Genomic DNA, 12,506 nt, shown 5'->3' on the forward strand with positions numbered 1-12,506 from the left:
CCACCTCCATAGATGCATTATTTTTTACCTAAATTCGACAAAATGTCTGTCATTCCTGCTATTCCCAGAAATTATTTTAAAAGTCCATATCGAATACGCCATTTTTCTTTCTTGGTCATACCTTCGATAGCGAATAATTTGCTTCTGCCAAACCCTCTAACAGAGAGTTCATCACCTTCCATCACCTCTGATGATAGCTGGTCGGTTATTTTATGATTCAGTTTAACTCGGCCACTTTGAATTAAAGGCGATGCTTTTGAGCGTGATAGATTATAGATTTCCGCGACGACTACATCCAGCCGTAGAGAAGAAACGGTACCATTTCTTTCATCATAATTCGTTTCAATTGGCATCAAGTCACTTTTTTCAATACGGTGCAGCTTAATCCCTGATTTTCCTACTTTCGTAAGGTTCAATTCTATAAAACTTGATATTTCTGATGCACAAACAAACTGCACGCGATCTCCTGATATAAGGATATCGCCATACTTACCTCTTTTCACACCGATGTTCATCAAGGCGCCAAGTACGTCCCGATGCTCGATGGTCGTGAATTTTGAAGGATAGTCAATGTCATAAAAGACGAGCTGAAAGTCCTCTTGAGTTGCGTCATAATACTCTGGAAAAAGCAGTGCTCTTTTTCTTTCAGAAAAAGAAGAGCCACCCCAAAGAGAGAGGCGGACATCCGGATCGTTTCCTACAATTGTTTTCACAATTTCCTGTTCCCGCGGATCCAGGAAATCAGTAAGCTTCGGACTGTATCGTTCTATTGTTTCTAATTTCCACCGTATGACGCGATCAACGAACTCATGTTCATCAGGCCGGAAGTGCTGATAAATACTCATATATATTCCTTAAAAAGAACCCGCAAGCATTCTAGCTACTGCACTTACACCATATTGTGCAAAATGAAGTGACATCAACGCTACGATTGGTGATAGATCGATCATTCCTAAAGGCGGAATAATCTTACGGAAAGGAGAAAGGTAAGGTTCAACCAGTCTTCCTATTACCTGCCCGATCGATGACTCTCTAGCATTTGGAAACCAAGATAAAAGTATGTACCCTATAATCATGTAGTAGTAGATTTGTATAAGTTTCTGAGCGACGTATGCAATTTCGTATACCAATAAATTTCACCTGCCTGATTTAGTCTTCTTCCATCATTTCTGAGATCGTACCGGAAACATCTACGTTTTCAGGCGTGCACAAAAATGTGTTTGGTCCGAGCTTTTGGATATCTCCGCCGATCGCATAAACGGTCCCTGATAAGAAGTCTACGATCCGTTTCGCTTGATCATGCGGGATTCTTTGTAAATTCATAACTACAGCTCTTCGATTTTTGAGCTGATCTGCAATATCTTGAGCTTCAGCATATACGCGCGGCTCAACAAGAACAACCTTAACCTGTTGTTGAATACTTTGCAAGCTCACAACATTCGGCTTGCCTTTTTTCGTATGAGATGGTGTAATCTCTTCCTCTTCAGCCAACGATTCTTCTTCGTATTCATTTTCATACTCATAATCATCTTCTAAATCAAAAAATCGTTTAAACTTTGTTTTGATTCCCATTGATTCCACCTCCTAGAATTCTTTTCCAACTAAGTCTGTACCTATTCGTACAAAAGTTGCTCCTTCTTCAACTGCTATCACATAGTCGTTGGACATTCCCATAGAAAGCTCTTCACATGGTGCATGAGAAAATTTTTTATTTTGAATGTCTCGTTGCAATTGTTTTAACGTTGAAAAGACATTTCTTAAGACCGACTCATCTTCTGTATAAGGCGCCATCGTCATAAGACCGACTACTTTAATCTTATCGTAGTCTTTTAGTTTATCGACAAAACCAACGACTTCTTTTACTGCCAGTCCATGCTTTGAATCTTCTTCTGCAACGTTCACTTGTACAAAGCAAGAAATTGTCTTGTCAGCTCTTTTTTGTATTTCTTTTGCCAAACTTAGCCGATCTAAGGAATGAATATAGTCAACGTGATTAATGATATCTTTTACTTTTCGGGACTGAAGTGTGCCTATAAAATGCCATTTCACATCCATGTCTTTCAGATATTCCTTTTTTTCGAGCAATCCTTCAATTCGATTTTCACCGATATGTTCGATGCCCGCTAAGACAGCGTTCTTCGTTGTTTCATTACTTACATATTTCGTAACAGCAACTAGATTAACGCCCTTAGGATCTTTGTTTTTTTTCAAGCAAACTTCTTCTATTTTCTTTAAAATCTTTTCTTTATTATCTAATATGTTCAAACGCTTACTTAACTCCTTTCCAGCCTATAAAACTCATCATCCTGCCCGTCTTGCCATTGTCTTTGCGGTGTGAAAAGAACAAAGAATTTTCACAGCTCGTACATTGTGTAGAGGTTATGATGTTTTTTGGGAGCAAACCTGCTTCCAATAGCAAACTCTCATTCAATTTTTGTAAATTCAGCTGATAACGGCCATTGTGTTTAGCTGTGAATACATCAGGATTTTCTTCTTTATTTAGAGCTGTCTTGACTTCGCGGATAACCTTTTCATCCACCTCATAACAGCATTCACCGATTGCCGGTCCGATCGCCGCCTTAATTTCATGGAGGTCTGCTTTCTCTCTTTCACACCAGATCTCAACCATTTTAGGTCCTATTTTTCCTACTGTTCCACGCCACCCTGCATGTGCAAGTCCGATCAAATTATTCTTTGGGGAATAAAAGTACAATGGAACACAATCCGCATAAAGAGAAGTTAATAGAATATCTCTAAGCTCAGTGTACAATCCGTCAACATCCGGGATCGCTGAATCAAAATCCAGTGAACCTCTGCCACGGTCTTTTTCTGTTACTCTAACAATCTTCGTCCCGTGAACTTGCTTAGAACCTACCCAATTAGTAATAGGAAAATTAATTTCATCTGCAAACATTTTGCGGTTATCTTGTACATAGCGGGGGTCATCATTAACATGAAACCCCATATTTAATGAGCAGAAAGGCATTGGACTATACCCTCCATCACGCATTGTGAAACCTGCGGTGATCAAAGGGTTCTCTTTTCGCCATTCTTCAATAAGTAGGTACTTTCCAGTTTGTTTAAACGTCTTCATATGTATGTACCTCCTGGAAAGTTTTATCTTTATTTTACCACATTTTTTGAGGAAAAAAGAAAAAAAGAACCGTTTATTTCATTTGATCAAACGGCTCTTTTACATATTCATTTAGTTCACTTGCTTCCATATGCCGGACGAGTATGACGTCTGCACCAATTTTTACAATGTTGCGCCATGGAATAACAATATCATTCTCTCTTGCAAAAAAGCCAAGCATTTTTCCTGCACCGGGAATAATGATCGCATCAATCTTTCCTGTATTTAAATTGATTTCAAGATCAGCAATATGGCCAAGTTTTTTTCCGTTTGCTACGTTAACAACGTCTTTAACTTGAAAGTCTGATATTTTGTTCATGTCACAACCCGCCTTTCTGTTTTCATTATATGAGGGAACAAGCAGTTTCATGTTCACCGTCAATAAAAAAAACCCGCAAATCTACGGGTTTTAACTGCTCTGTATATTTTTGTTCATCTGTGAAATCGCCGCTTTCTCAAGTCTTGACACTTGGGCTTGTGAGATACCAATTTCATCGGCCACTTCCATCTGTGTCTTTCCTTGAAAGAATCGCATCGTTAATATCATTTTCTCTCTGTCATTTAGACGTCTCATTCCTTCTTTTAAAGCGATTTCTTCAATCCATTGCATGTCTTTCGCTTTGTCATCACTAATTTGATCCATTACAAAGATCGGATCGCCACCATCATTATAGATTGGTTCAAACAATGAAACAGGATCTTGTATGGCATCAAGTGCAAAAACAACTTCTTCTTTTGGTACATCTAATGCTTCTGCAATCTGCTGCGCGGTCGGCTCCCGGGATAATTTATTCATAAGCTGGTCACGAACTTGCAAAGCTTTATAAGCAATATCTCTTAGGCTTCTGGAAACACGTATCGGATTATTGTCCCGAAGATATCGGCGAATCTCACCTATAATCATTGGTACCGCATAGGTAGAAAACTTTACATTTTGACTAAGGTCAAAATTATCAATGGATTTCATGAGTCCGATACACCCTACTTGAAATAAATCATCAACATGCTCGCCTCGATTGTTAAAACGTTGAATCACACTCAGTACAAGTCTGAGGTTTCCATTCACTAGAGTTTCTCGTGCATCGGGATCACCCTTATGCATTTTATCAAACAAGATACGCATCTCTGGGTTTTTTAAAACAGGAAGCTTTGATGTGTCAACTCCGCAAATTTCAACTTTATTTCTTGTCAAGTCTTTTCCCTCCTGCCGGGAGCTAATTTCAAATTAAGTATCACCGAATGGAGGGAAATTTATGCAATTGTAAATAGTGATTTAAACCCTTAATGATTCAATACCCTATATAAAATAATGCCTAGACCATCTTATTAAATTCTTTTTGAAGTCTTTTAATAATTCGCTTCTCAAGTCTTGAAATATAGGATTGAGAAATACCCAGCATATCTGCCACATCTTTTTGTGTTTTTTCTTCTCCTCCAGAGAGACCGAACCGTAATTCCATGATCTGTTTCTCTCTGTCATTCAACGTAAATAGAGCTTTAAGCAAAAGTTTTCGGTCAACATTTGCTTCTATTCTTTTTGTAATGATATCGTCTTCAGTCCCAAGAACATCTGACAGCAGCAGTTCATTTCCATCCCAATCCACATTTAATGGTTCATCAAAAGATACTTCCGAACGTGTTTTGTTATTTCGTCTTAAGTACATCAAAATTTCATTCTCTATACATCTCGACGCATAGGTGGCGAGCTTGATCTTTTTTTCGGGATTAAATGTATTAACAGCTTTTATTAAGCCGATTGTTCCTATACTGATTAAGTCCTCAATATTGATTCCTGTATTTTCAAACTTTCTGGCAATATAGACAACAAGACGTAAATTCCGCTCGATCAGCAGAGATTTAGCAGCCTTATCACCAGACGGAAGTTTTTCGAGCAAAACCGCTTCTTCTTCTTTGCTTAATGGGGGAGGCAGCGCTTCATTGCCGCCAATGTAATAAATTTCATCAGATTTTAAACCAAGTTTAAATAATAACTTATACCAAACCATTGTTAATCTAAGTCGCAATTTGCTGATCATTTTTACTCCCCTTTCACATTGTGTATTTCTATGACGCTTGTACATGTTGAAGATACATTTTGGGATGCACGATCGCATCGAACTGCCCTTCACTTGATAATGTCGTCCAGCTTAAGCCAACTAAAGCAGGTGGAGAACAAGCTATAAGATCCTCCTTCTCGATTTCAATACGATCTGGCTTTAAGCACGCAAGAAATTGCTGATGACCTACAGAACGATATGGGACAATTCTCAATCTGTTGATCCACGGATGCTCATTCTCTTCAGTACCAATCGACATGACATCTTTTGCTGCAGCTTGGATGGCTTCTGGAAAATTCGAACTGTGGATATTCATGTCTAACACCATAACGGGCATTTTTGAAATGGGATCGTATAATTTATTACCTGTATCAATAAGTCCATTTGCCTGAATAATGACTTCTCCTATGGAGATTTTCACTTTGACAAGACTGTTGGAATCCATTTTTTCCACAGTAATGTCATCCACTCGTTTCTTTGAAAAATACCATAAAGCAGGTACCCCTGCAGCTACAAATAACCAACTTACCGGATCACCCATTCCTGTACTCTTTGTAGTAATTACACCATTCATAATTACAGCATCACTCTGCATAAAATAATGAAGTGCAAATATCCCGCCACCCGTTATAAAAGAAACAAAATAAAACATGGCTACATTTTTTACCACAAAACGTATACGCTTAAAACCAAAAGCCGCAAGCATAATGGCTATCGACCAGATAAATTTCACAATAGGCTGTGAGAAAACCATTAATTCTGGATAAACCATTAATTCTGGATAAACCATTAATAGGACATAACTGGATGCAAGGAGTGAAGCAAGAAGGATTCTCTTTTTCGATGCATTGCGCTTTAAAATATAAGCTGTTAACGAGATCAATACATAATCAATGCAGAAATTAAGAAACCAAATGACATCCAAGTAAAGGGTCATTGGTTTTCTCCTTTCCTAATTTTGAAATTAGTATAACGTATAGGTTGTTTGAAAGTCTGTCAGTTTTTGAGAGAAGTATTGTTCTTATTTTCTCTTTTTTTGTCAAAAAAACGTATATGCTAGATATACGTTTTTGGGACAAGATTATGACAAAAAAGGAGAGAAAAATCTTAAAATTTCTCGCAGTTTGAAAGAGGTTACTCTCCGATCCAGGACTCCCTTTCCGCAGGGTGCGCGGTGAGCCCGCTCGTCGCTTCGCGCCATTGAACGATCTCACCTGTCTCACTCATCCTGCAGGAGTCTCGTCCTTCCTCTCCGATTAACCAATCATTCAAGAATTTTTCCGATTTCTCTTAGGAGCAAATCTTAGATGCTCTTGAAAGAGGTTACTCTCCGATCCGGGACTCCCTTTCCGCAGGATGCGTGGTGAGCCCGTTCGTCGCTTCGCGCCATTGAACGATATCACCTGTCTCACTCATCCTGCAGGAGTCTTGTCCTTCCTCTCCGATTAACAAGCAAAGAAGAGTTTCTTCAGTTCAACAGTTGATAGTGAGATGATCCTTAGGAGGAAGTTTTGTTTAGTGAAATTTCTTTTGAAGGGGAGCAGTAAACAACCTTGCTCTAACAGATCGTTTTTAATGTATTTTCTCCTATGCAAGTTGATTTGATCGGAAATCAATGACTCACAGAACGACCTTGATCTAACAGAATAATTATTGATGATTTTCTTTTCCTCCCTTGTAAGTTGATTGAAGCGTAAGGTTGCCGACTCCTCGAAAATGGAAAATCGCATTTTCTTCGTGCGATGTTTCGCTGCCGGAGCCTTCCTTGTCCTACGGGACGAGCGGGCAGGTGGAGACTTCTATAGGCGCGTAGCGGCAGGAGGCTCACCGTTCGCCCCGTGGAAAGCGAGCAACCTGGAGCGGAAATCAACTCCTTACAAATACTACTCTGAAAAAGCCTAACAAATAATCAACAAAAAAAGCATGCTCTCTATAAAAGAGAACATGCTTTCAAATGTTAACTTATCTTCTTCTGTTACGGCTGCGGTTACGCAAGAACGTAGGGATATCCAAAGTATCTGAATCCGCATTGGAATAAGAATTGTTGCTTCTAGATTCAGACTGGCTTTCCTCACGTGATTGAGACTGAGACTGACTTTGTGATTGCGGCTGGCTTTGATTGGAATAAGATTGAGTAGAAGATGCAGGTGATTGCTGCATTCTTGGACGTTCAGCTCTTTGCTGATTATTCCCAAGCTTTTCAGTCTCATCAAAACCAGTAGCAATAACAGTAACAAGAATTTCATCTTTTAATTCTTCGTTGATTACAGAACCGAAGATCATATTTACTTCCGGATCAGATGCTGATGAAACGATATCAGCCGCTTCGTTTACTTCATAAAGACTTAAGTTAGCTCCACCCGTAATATTCATCAAGACACCTTTTGCTCCGTCGATAGACGTTTCAAGAAGTGGTGAAGAAATCGCCTTTTTAGCAGCTTCTGCAGCACGGTTTTCACCAGTACCCACACCGATACCCATTAAGGCAGATCCGCGTTCTGTCATGATCGTCTTAACGTCTGCAAAGTCCAAGTTAATCAAACCTGGTACAGCGATCAGGTCAGAAATACCTTGTACACCTTGACGAAGTACATTATCCGCTTCACGGAATGCTTCAAGCATTGGTGTATTTTTATCAACGATTTCTAGTAGACGATCGTTTGGAATGACGATGAGTGTATCCACTTTTTCTTTTAATACAGAAATTCCACCAACTGCCTGTGTAGAACGTTTGCGGCCTTCAAAAGTGAAAGGTCTTGTAACTACACCTACAGTAAGTGCGCCAAGATCCTTTGCGATTTCAGCCACGACTGGAGCTGCACCAGTTCCAGTTCCTCCACCCATTCCCGCTGTGACGAATACCATGTCGGCCCCAGCTAGAGCTTCTTCAATCTGTTCGCGGCTTTCTTCTGCAGCTTTTTTACCGATATCAGGATTTGCACCTGCTCCAAGACCTCTTGTTAGCTTCGTGCCAATCTGCATTTTTACCGGTGCTTTTGAAAGGTTCAAGGCTTGTGCATCAGTGTTCACACAAATAAATTCTACACCTTGTACCCCATGTTCAATCATTCGGTTAACAGCATTGCTTCCGCCGCCGCCAACACCTATAACTTTAATCGTTGCCAATTGATCCATATTCATATCAAACTCTAACATGAGCGTTCCTCCTAATGACTAGTTCCTTAAGTTATTCGAAAAATAAACCAAACCAGTCTTTCACTTTTGATTTCATTCCGCCGGATTGTTTCTCTTGTGCCGGCTTCTGGCTGGACTGTTTTTTCTTTGGCAAAGGCTCCTCTGCATCTTCGGCTAATGCGGAAGCAACTTCTTTTCCTTGTACTTTAACATTTTTGTGAGTAAATTGGATCAGCCCTACCCCAGCTGTGAACTTCGGTTCTCTTACTCCAATATAATCAGGTAATGAGACCCTTACATTCTGTTGAAATATGTCTTGAGCTAATTCCAATACTCCTGGAATAGCTGCTACCCCACCAGTGATGACGAAACCACCCGGTAGTTCAGAATATCCGCGCTGATGCAATTCATCATCAATCATTTCAAAGATTTCGGCCATACGTGCCTCGATGATTAATGAAAGCTCATATTGTGAAATTTCCTGTTCTTGAGAAGAGCCGATCTGAGACACAGTGAATGTTTCATCTTTGGAAGCATAATCGACAAAAGAATGCCCGTGTTTTAATTTGATTTGTTCAGCATCTTCTGCAGAGGTTCTTAGACCGATTGATATATCCTTTGTAATAAAGTCTCCGCCAATCGGTAAAACTGTCGTTAATTGCATCGTCCCCTGTTCGAAAACGGAAAGCGTAGTAGAACCACCGCCGATATCTATCAGTGCTACGCCAAGCTCCATTTCATCACGAGAAAGAGCGATTGATGAAGTAGCTAATGGTTCTAAACAAATATCAGCAACTGTAAGACCTGCTCGTTCTACACATCGAAGTAAGTTATGTAAGATGGTTTTAGAACCGGTTATAACCGTTCCTTCCATTTCCAATCGTACCCCAAGCATTCCTCTTGGATCAATGATTTCATCTGTACCATCAACAATGAACTGTTGTGGAATAACATCGATGATTTCTCTTTCTGGAGGCACTGATATGACCTGAGCTGCCTCTATGACTCTAGCAATATCCTCATCGCCAATTTCACGATCTTCTCTTGATACAGCTACAACTCCATGACAAGGTTGAAGTTGAATATGGTTTCCTTTTACACCTACGATAACGGCATTAATCGGGATTCCTAACATTCTTTCTGCCTGTTCAACGGCTTTCTTTATGGAACGAACAGTTTCATCAATATCTACAATGGAACCTTTTCGGATTCCAGCTGATTTTGCATGGCCAACACCAATAACATTAAAGGATTCACTGGTCATTTCTCCAATGATCACTTTAATATTGGATGTACCGATGTCTAAACTTACATAAATTTCATTGCTGTTCATTCTGTGGCACCTCCTAACCTTTCATCCATTAAATCTTCATCTATGAAAGATGAACAAAATTCCTTCATTTCCGCTTATTTATGGAATACATTCCACAAACAAAGGGTTATCCCTCTTTTTTTTTACCGTTTTTTCAAATTTTTTAGGCCTTTTTACGTGAGTCAGACCATTTAGAGATCAATAGTCGCCTGATAACGGCAATATTGTTAAACAGCCTTACCCCAAATGCAAAAATTGCAGCTAAATATAGGTCGATACCTAGGTGAACACCTAGATATGCTAAACCAGCAGCCAGTAAAATATTGAAGAAAAAACCTGTAATGAACACTTTATCTTCAAAACTGCCTTGGAGATGAGCACGGATACCTCCAAACAATGTATCCAGTGCAGCCAATACAGCTATTGATAAATAGTTTGAGTATTCAGGAGGGACCCGGATATCAGACATGAAACCTAATAATAGACCTATTAAAAGCCCAAGTACCGGTAACCACATCTTATGTTTCCTCCTTTGCCGGTTTCATAAACTTCACCTTTATTTCTTTATCATAAGCTGGCAATATCACCTTATGTGATGGAGTTGATTCCACAAGAAAGTCTTCCCTTATGAACTCCTCAACCGCAGGCGATGCAATAATTTTTTGATGCAATTTTTCATGGTTCTTTGCCAGTACCCTGATTTCTATTGGAAAAGTTGAAATCGGCTCGTTGTTTATATAAATGTTTCCATTTACTTCCCGGATCGGTGTTTTCGATATAATGCGCTGCCCATCGATACTGATCTCTTTCGCGTCATATCTATTTAATTCATTTACAAGTCTTCTAAGCATATCAGGGTCAATCTTCGGCTGAGGGCGATCTACCCCAATTAGCCCGTCATTAAAAGGTTCGATAGTCATCACGATTCCTTGACCGCTCACTGAAGTTAATCCTGCTTGTTTTTTTAAATCTGTCAAAGCTTTCTCCATCGCTTCGATTTTTTCGTCTTTTCCTTCAGTTTTATACTTGTTTAAAAGTTCGCTATAACGCTGAAGTTCCTCATTCAGCTCTTGCTGACGCTGTTTTTCTTTTTCAAGGTCGGCTCTAAGTTCCCATAAATCTCGAGTATCTCTGATGATGGGATTATTGGTGGTCTCAAATTGGATCGCCAGCATTCCGCCTAAAATGAGGGCAATAGTTGCAAACATAAATGGTTTATCTTTCAACTTACTCATCCCTCTTCTGTTATAAATGGCTCCATCTCGATCATGCTTTCCTGTTCAACCCTTACTTCTACACCATCATTTACAATTTTATCTATAATATATAGATTTAGAGATTTAACCAGAGCGGATGAGTTACCAATGGCTGTAATAACGAATGGTGCTGGATATTGATTCCCATCAACACTTATGACTGGTCCGACGCAAGCGATATAGGTATCATGTGAAATCCTCTGACCGTTTATTGCGATTGCTTCTGCCCCTGATACATGAAGTTCATCTATAACACTTCTAATATGTTCTTCATGGACAATATAATTGTTGGGGTTCTCACCTTCTGGAATATAAGAGGAGTCTTGAAGAGTCACTTCAACCCCCTCCCCTTTCACTTTCACATTCCCTACTACCATTCGCAAATCTTTCAATTCTTCTACGAGTTTAGAAGATATTTCTTCCTGGTCAGCCAGTTTGTTTTCTTTCATTTCTACGCTCTGCTGCAATCCTTTAAGATCTGTAGCCAGCTCTCGGTTTGTTTTTTGAAGACTCAATATTTGACTGCGCAAAGAATCTTCTTTTCTCCACTCGTTCGTTTTGACGGCTTCCTTTTGCTCTTCTTGAGCTCTTTGGTAGGAAAAGGATAAAATGAAACCGGTAACTAGAAGAATAAGAGATAAAAAGAGATGCATCCCTTTAATTTTCCTCATTTTTCTCCTCCGTGACTTCTCGGTTGTATCGTTCAAATCGCGTACTAATACCTAAATAAAATGTACCTTTTTCATCTTCCTTAATTTCACTTATCAAAGTTGGATAATCAGAAAGTCTTTCAGAAAACTTCGGTATTGAAGTAACTACCTTATTTCCATCTGTCATGAATAATGTTAGTTTACTAGGGTTGTCCGACTCGGGTGTATGAGTAATTTCTGAAATACGGTGAATGATTCCCTCTGGCAGCTTTTGAAGTTCCTGTGCCATCGTTTCGAGTTGTTCAGGATCTTCCCAGCTAATAATGACTGGAGCATTTACTGGTCTCTCATTTTTTTTGAGAGGTTCAAGCATCTTTCCATTTTGAAGCATCGGATAATATGTATCGTCTTTTTTAAAATAACCAACCCTTTGATATTCTTTAACGTTAATTACAACATGATTAAAGAATTTCTTTTCAATGGAAACAGAGCTTATCTCGGAAATCGATTCGAGCCTTTTTTGTATGTTTTCCTCTGATATATTTAAGTACTTTGTCTGTGTAGAAACTTGACCCTGATCTAAAATCTCATCATCCGTTACAAAGTAGTTCCCTGAAACCGTTATTTTTTTTACATGGCTCAAATCAGATTGAAAATATACCACGACCACTAATAACAGGAAGAAAAAGGACAAGTAATATATCAGGCGGCGATTCGCTTTTTGTTTGCGATGTTCTTTTAGCTTAGGGATTCGGTCCTCTATCTTGACAACCTTAACCTTGTCCATCCTCTTCCTCCGTTTTATCATATAGTACAAGAAAAAAATTAAAATGCCCAATAGCTTAATCAAATAAAAGAACTTGGCTAGAGACGCCAAGCCCTACATATTAAGGCTTCATGAAAGCAGCCGATTTATCAGGATTATACGAAACTGATTCTTCGCTTTACAACGTCGTTGGTCAT

At 39.2% G+C, this 12,506-nt stretch carries 16 protein-coding genes; all 16 read right to left on the minus strand.

The window, feature by feature from the left end; genetic code table 11:
• Positions 1-71: 71 nt before the first annotated feature.
• Positions 72-845 carry an RNA-binding protein gene (locus M3206_RS02630; RefSeq protein ID WP_251310946.1) on the minus strand — a complete coding sequence of 258 codons (774 nt, stop codon included), beginning with the start codon at positions 843-845 and terminating at the stop codon, positions 72-74.
• 9 nt (positions 846-854) lie between these two features.
• Positions 855-1,130 (minus strand): YggT family protein, encoded by a 276-nt coding sequence (locus M3206_RS02635; RefSeq protein WP_285876666.1) that lies wholly within the window; start codon positions 1,128-1,130, stop codon positions 855-857.
• Between the two features lie 19 nt (positions 1,131-1,149).
• Entirely contained in the window at positions 1,150-1,572 is a 423-nt protein-coding gene (locus tag M3206_RS02640; RefSeq protein ID WP_251310947.1) for a cell division protein SepF, read from the minus strand.
• A 12-nt stretch (positions 1,573-1,584) separates the two neighbouring features.
• Positions 1,585-2,265: a YggS family pyridoxal phosphate-dependent enzyme gene (locus tag M3206_RS02645; RefSeq protein ID WP_285876667.1), complete on the minus strand. Its 681-nt coding sequence runs from the start codon at positions 2,263-2,265 to the stop codon at positions 1,585-1,587.
• A gap of 4 nt (positions 2,266-2,269) precedes the next feature.
• A complete protein-coding gene (gene pgeF / locus M3206_RS02650; RefSeq protein WP_251310948.1) occupies positions 2,270-3,094 on the minus strand; it encodes a peptidoglycan editing factor PgeF in 825 nt (274 codons plus the stop codon).
• A gap of 73 nt (positions 3,095-3,167) precedes the next feature.
• Positions 3,168-3,452 (minus strand): YlmC/YmxH family sporulation protein, encoded by a 285-nt coding sequence (locus M3206_RS02655; RefSeq protein WP_066240570.1) that lies wholly within the window; start codon positions 3,450-3,452, stop codon positions 3,168-3,170.
• Between the two features lie 90 nt (positions 3,453-3,542).
• On the minus strand, positions 3,543-4,325 hold the full coding sequence (sigG, locus tag M3206_RS02660; RefSeq protein ID WP_251310949.1) for an RNA polymerase sporulation sigma factor SigG: 783 nt from the start codon (positions 4,323-4,325) through the stop codon (positions 3,543-3,545).
• Positions 4,326-4,446: 121 nt separating this feature from the next.
• The gene (gene sigE, locus M3206_RS02665; RefSeq protein WP_251311042.1) at positions 4,447-5,166 is read right to left on the minus strand and encodes an RNA polymerase sporulation sigma factor SigE; all 720 of its coding nucleotides are present in this window, start codon (positions 5,164-5,166) and stop codon (positions 4,447-4,449) included.
• A 31-nt stretch (positions 5,167-5,197) separates the two neighbouring features.
• On the minus strand, positions 5,198-6,127 hold the full coding sequence (gene spoIIGA / locus M3206_RS02670) for a sigma-E processing peptidase SpoIIGA (protein ID WP_251310950.1): 930 nt from the start codon (positions 6,125-6,127) through the stop codon (positions 5,198-5,200).
• 197 nt (positions 6,128-6,324) lie between these two features.
• Positions 6,325-6,462 carry a hypothetical protein gene (locus tag M3206_RS02675; protein ID WP_251310951.1) on the minus strand — a complete coding sequence of 46 codons (138 nt, stop codon included), beginning with the start codon at positions 6,460-6,462 and terminating at the stop codon, positions 6,325-6,327.
• Positions 6,463-7,152: 690 nt separating this feature from the next.
• Positions 7,153-8,346: a cell division protein FtsZ gene (ftsZ, locus tag M3206_RS02680; RefSeq protein ID WP_251310952.1), complete on the minus strand. Its 1,194-nt coding sequence runs from the start codon at positions 8,344-8,346 to the stop codon at positions 7,153-7,155.
• A gap of 31 nt (positions 8,347-8,377) precedes the next feature.
• Positions 8,378-9,658, minus strand: coding sequence for a cell division protein FtsA (ftsA, locus tag M3206_RS02685; protein ID WP_251310953.1), 1,281 nt, complete (start codon positions 9,656-9,658; stop codon positions 8,378-8,380).
• 142 nt (positions 9,659-9,800) lie between these two features.
• The gene (locus M3206_RS02690; RefSeq protein WP_251310954.1) at positions 9,801-10,154 is read right to left on the minus strand and encodes a small basic family protein; all 354 of its coding nucleotides are present in this window, start codon (positions 10,152-10,154) and stop codon (positions 9,801-9,803) included.
• A gap of 1 nt (position 10,155) precedes the next feature.
• A complete protein-coding gene (locus tag M3206_RS02695; protein WP_251310955.1) occupies positions 10,156-10,863 on the minus strand; it encodes a DUF881 domain-containing protein in 708 nt (235 codons plus the stop codon).
• 5 nt (positions 10,864-10,868) lie between these two features.
• Positions 10,869-11,564 carry a DUF881 domain-containing protein gene (locus tag M3206_RS02700; RefSeq protein WP_251310956.1) on the minus strand — a complete coding sequence of 232 codons (696 nt, stop codon included), beginning with the start codon at positions 11,562-11,564 and terminating at the stop codon, positions 10,869-10,871.
• Positions 11,551-12,330, minus strand: coding sequence for a cell division protein FtsQ/DivIB (locus M3206_RS02705; RefSeq protein WP_251310957.1), 780 nt, complete (start codon positions 12,328-12,330; stop codon positions 11,551-11,553). The genes M3206_RS02700 and M3206_RS02705 overlap by 14 nt, the downstream gene beginning before the upstream one ends.
• Positions 12,331-12,506 lie beyond the last annotated feature (176 nt).

The sequence above is a fragment of the Fictibacillus phosphorivorans genome (assembly GCF_023715845.1).
Classification (GTDB): Bacteria; Bacillota; Bacilli; order Bacillales; family Fictibacillaceae; genus Fictibacillus; species Fictibacillus phosphorivorans_D.

Excerpts from the sequence above, each read along its gene's own strand:
- ftsA (WP_251310953.1), bottom strand. The coding sequence starts at position 9,658 with ATGAACAGCAATGAAATTTATGTAAGTTTAGACATCGGTACATCCAAT.
- M3206_RS02655 (WP_066240570.1), bottom strand. The coding sequence starts at position 3,452 with ATGAACAAAATATCAGACTTTCAAGTTAAAGACGTTGTTAACGTAGCA.
- pgeF (WP_251310948.1), bottom strand. The coding sequence starts at position 3,094 with ATGAAGACGTTTAAACAAACTGGAAAGTACCTACTTATTGAAGAATGG.
- M3206_RS02705 (WP_251310957.1), bottom strand. The coding sequence starts at position 12,330 with ATGGACAAGGTTAAGGTTGTCAAGATAGAGGACCGAATCCCTAAGCTA.
- spoIIGA (WP_251310950.1), bottom strand. The coding sequence starts at position 6,127 with ATGACCCTTTACTTGGATGTCATTTGGTTTCTTAATTTCTGCATTGAT.
- M3206_RS02640 (WP_251310947.1), bottom strand. The coding sequence starts at position 1,572 with ATGGGAATCAAAACAAAGTTTAAACGATTTTTTGATTTAGAAGATGAT.
- M3206_RS02700 (WP_251310956.1), bottom strand. The coding sequence starts at position 11,564 with ATGAGGAAAATTAAAGGGATGCATCTCTTTTTATCTCTTATTCTTCTA.
- M3206_RS02630 (WP_251310946.1), bottom strand. The coding sequence starts at position 845 with ATGAGTATTTATCAGCACTTCCGGCCTGATGAACATGAGTTCGTTGAT.
- ftsZ (WP_251310952.1), bottom strand. The coding sequence starts at position 8,346 with ATGTTAGAGTTTGATATGAATATGGATCAATTGGCAACGATTAAAGTT.
- M3206_RS02690 (WP_251310954.1), bottom strand. The coding sequence starts at position 10,154 with ATGTGGTTACCGGTACTTGGGCTTTTAATAGGTCTATTATTAGGTTTC.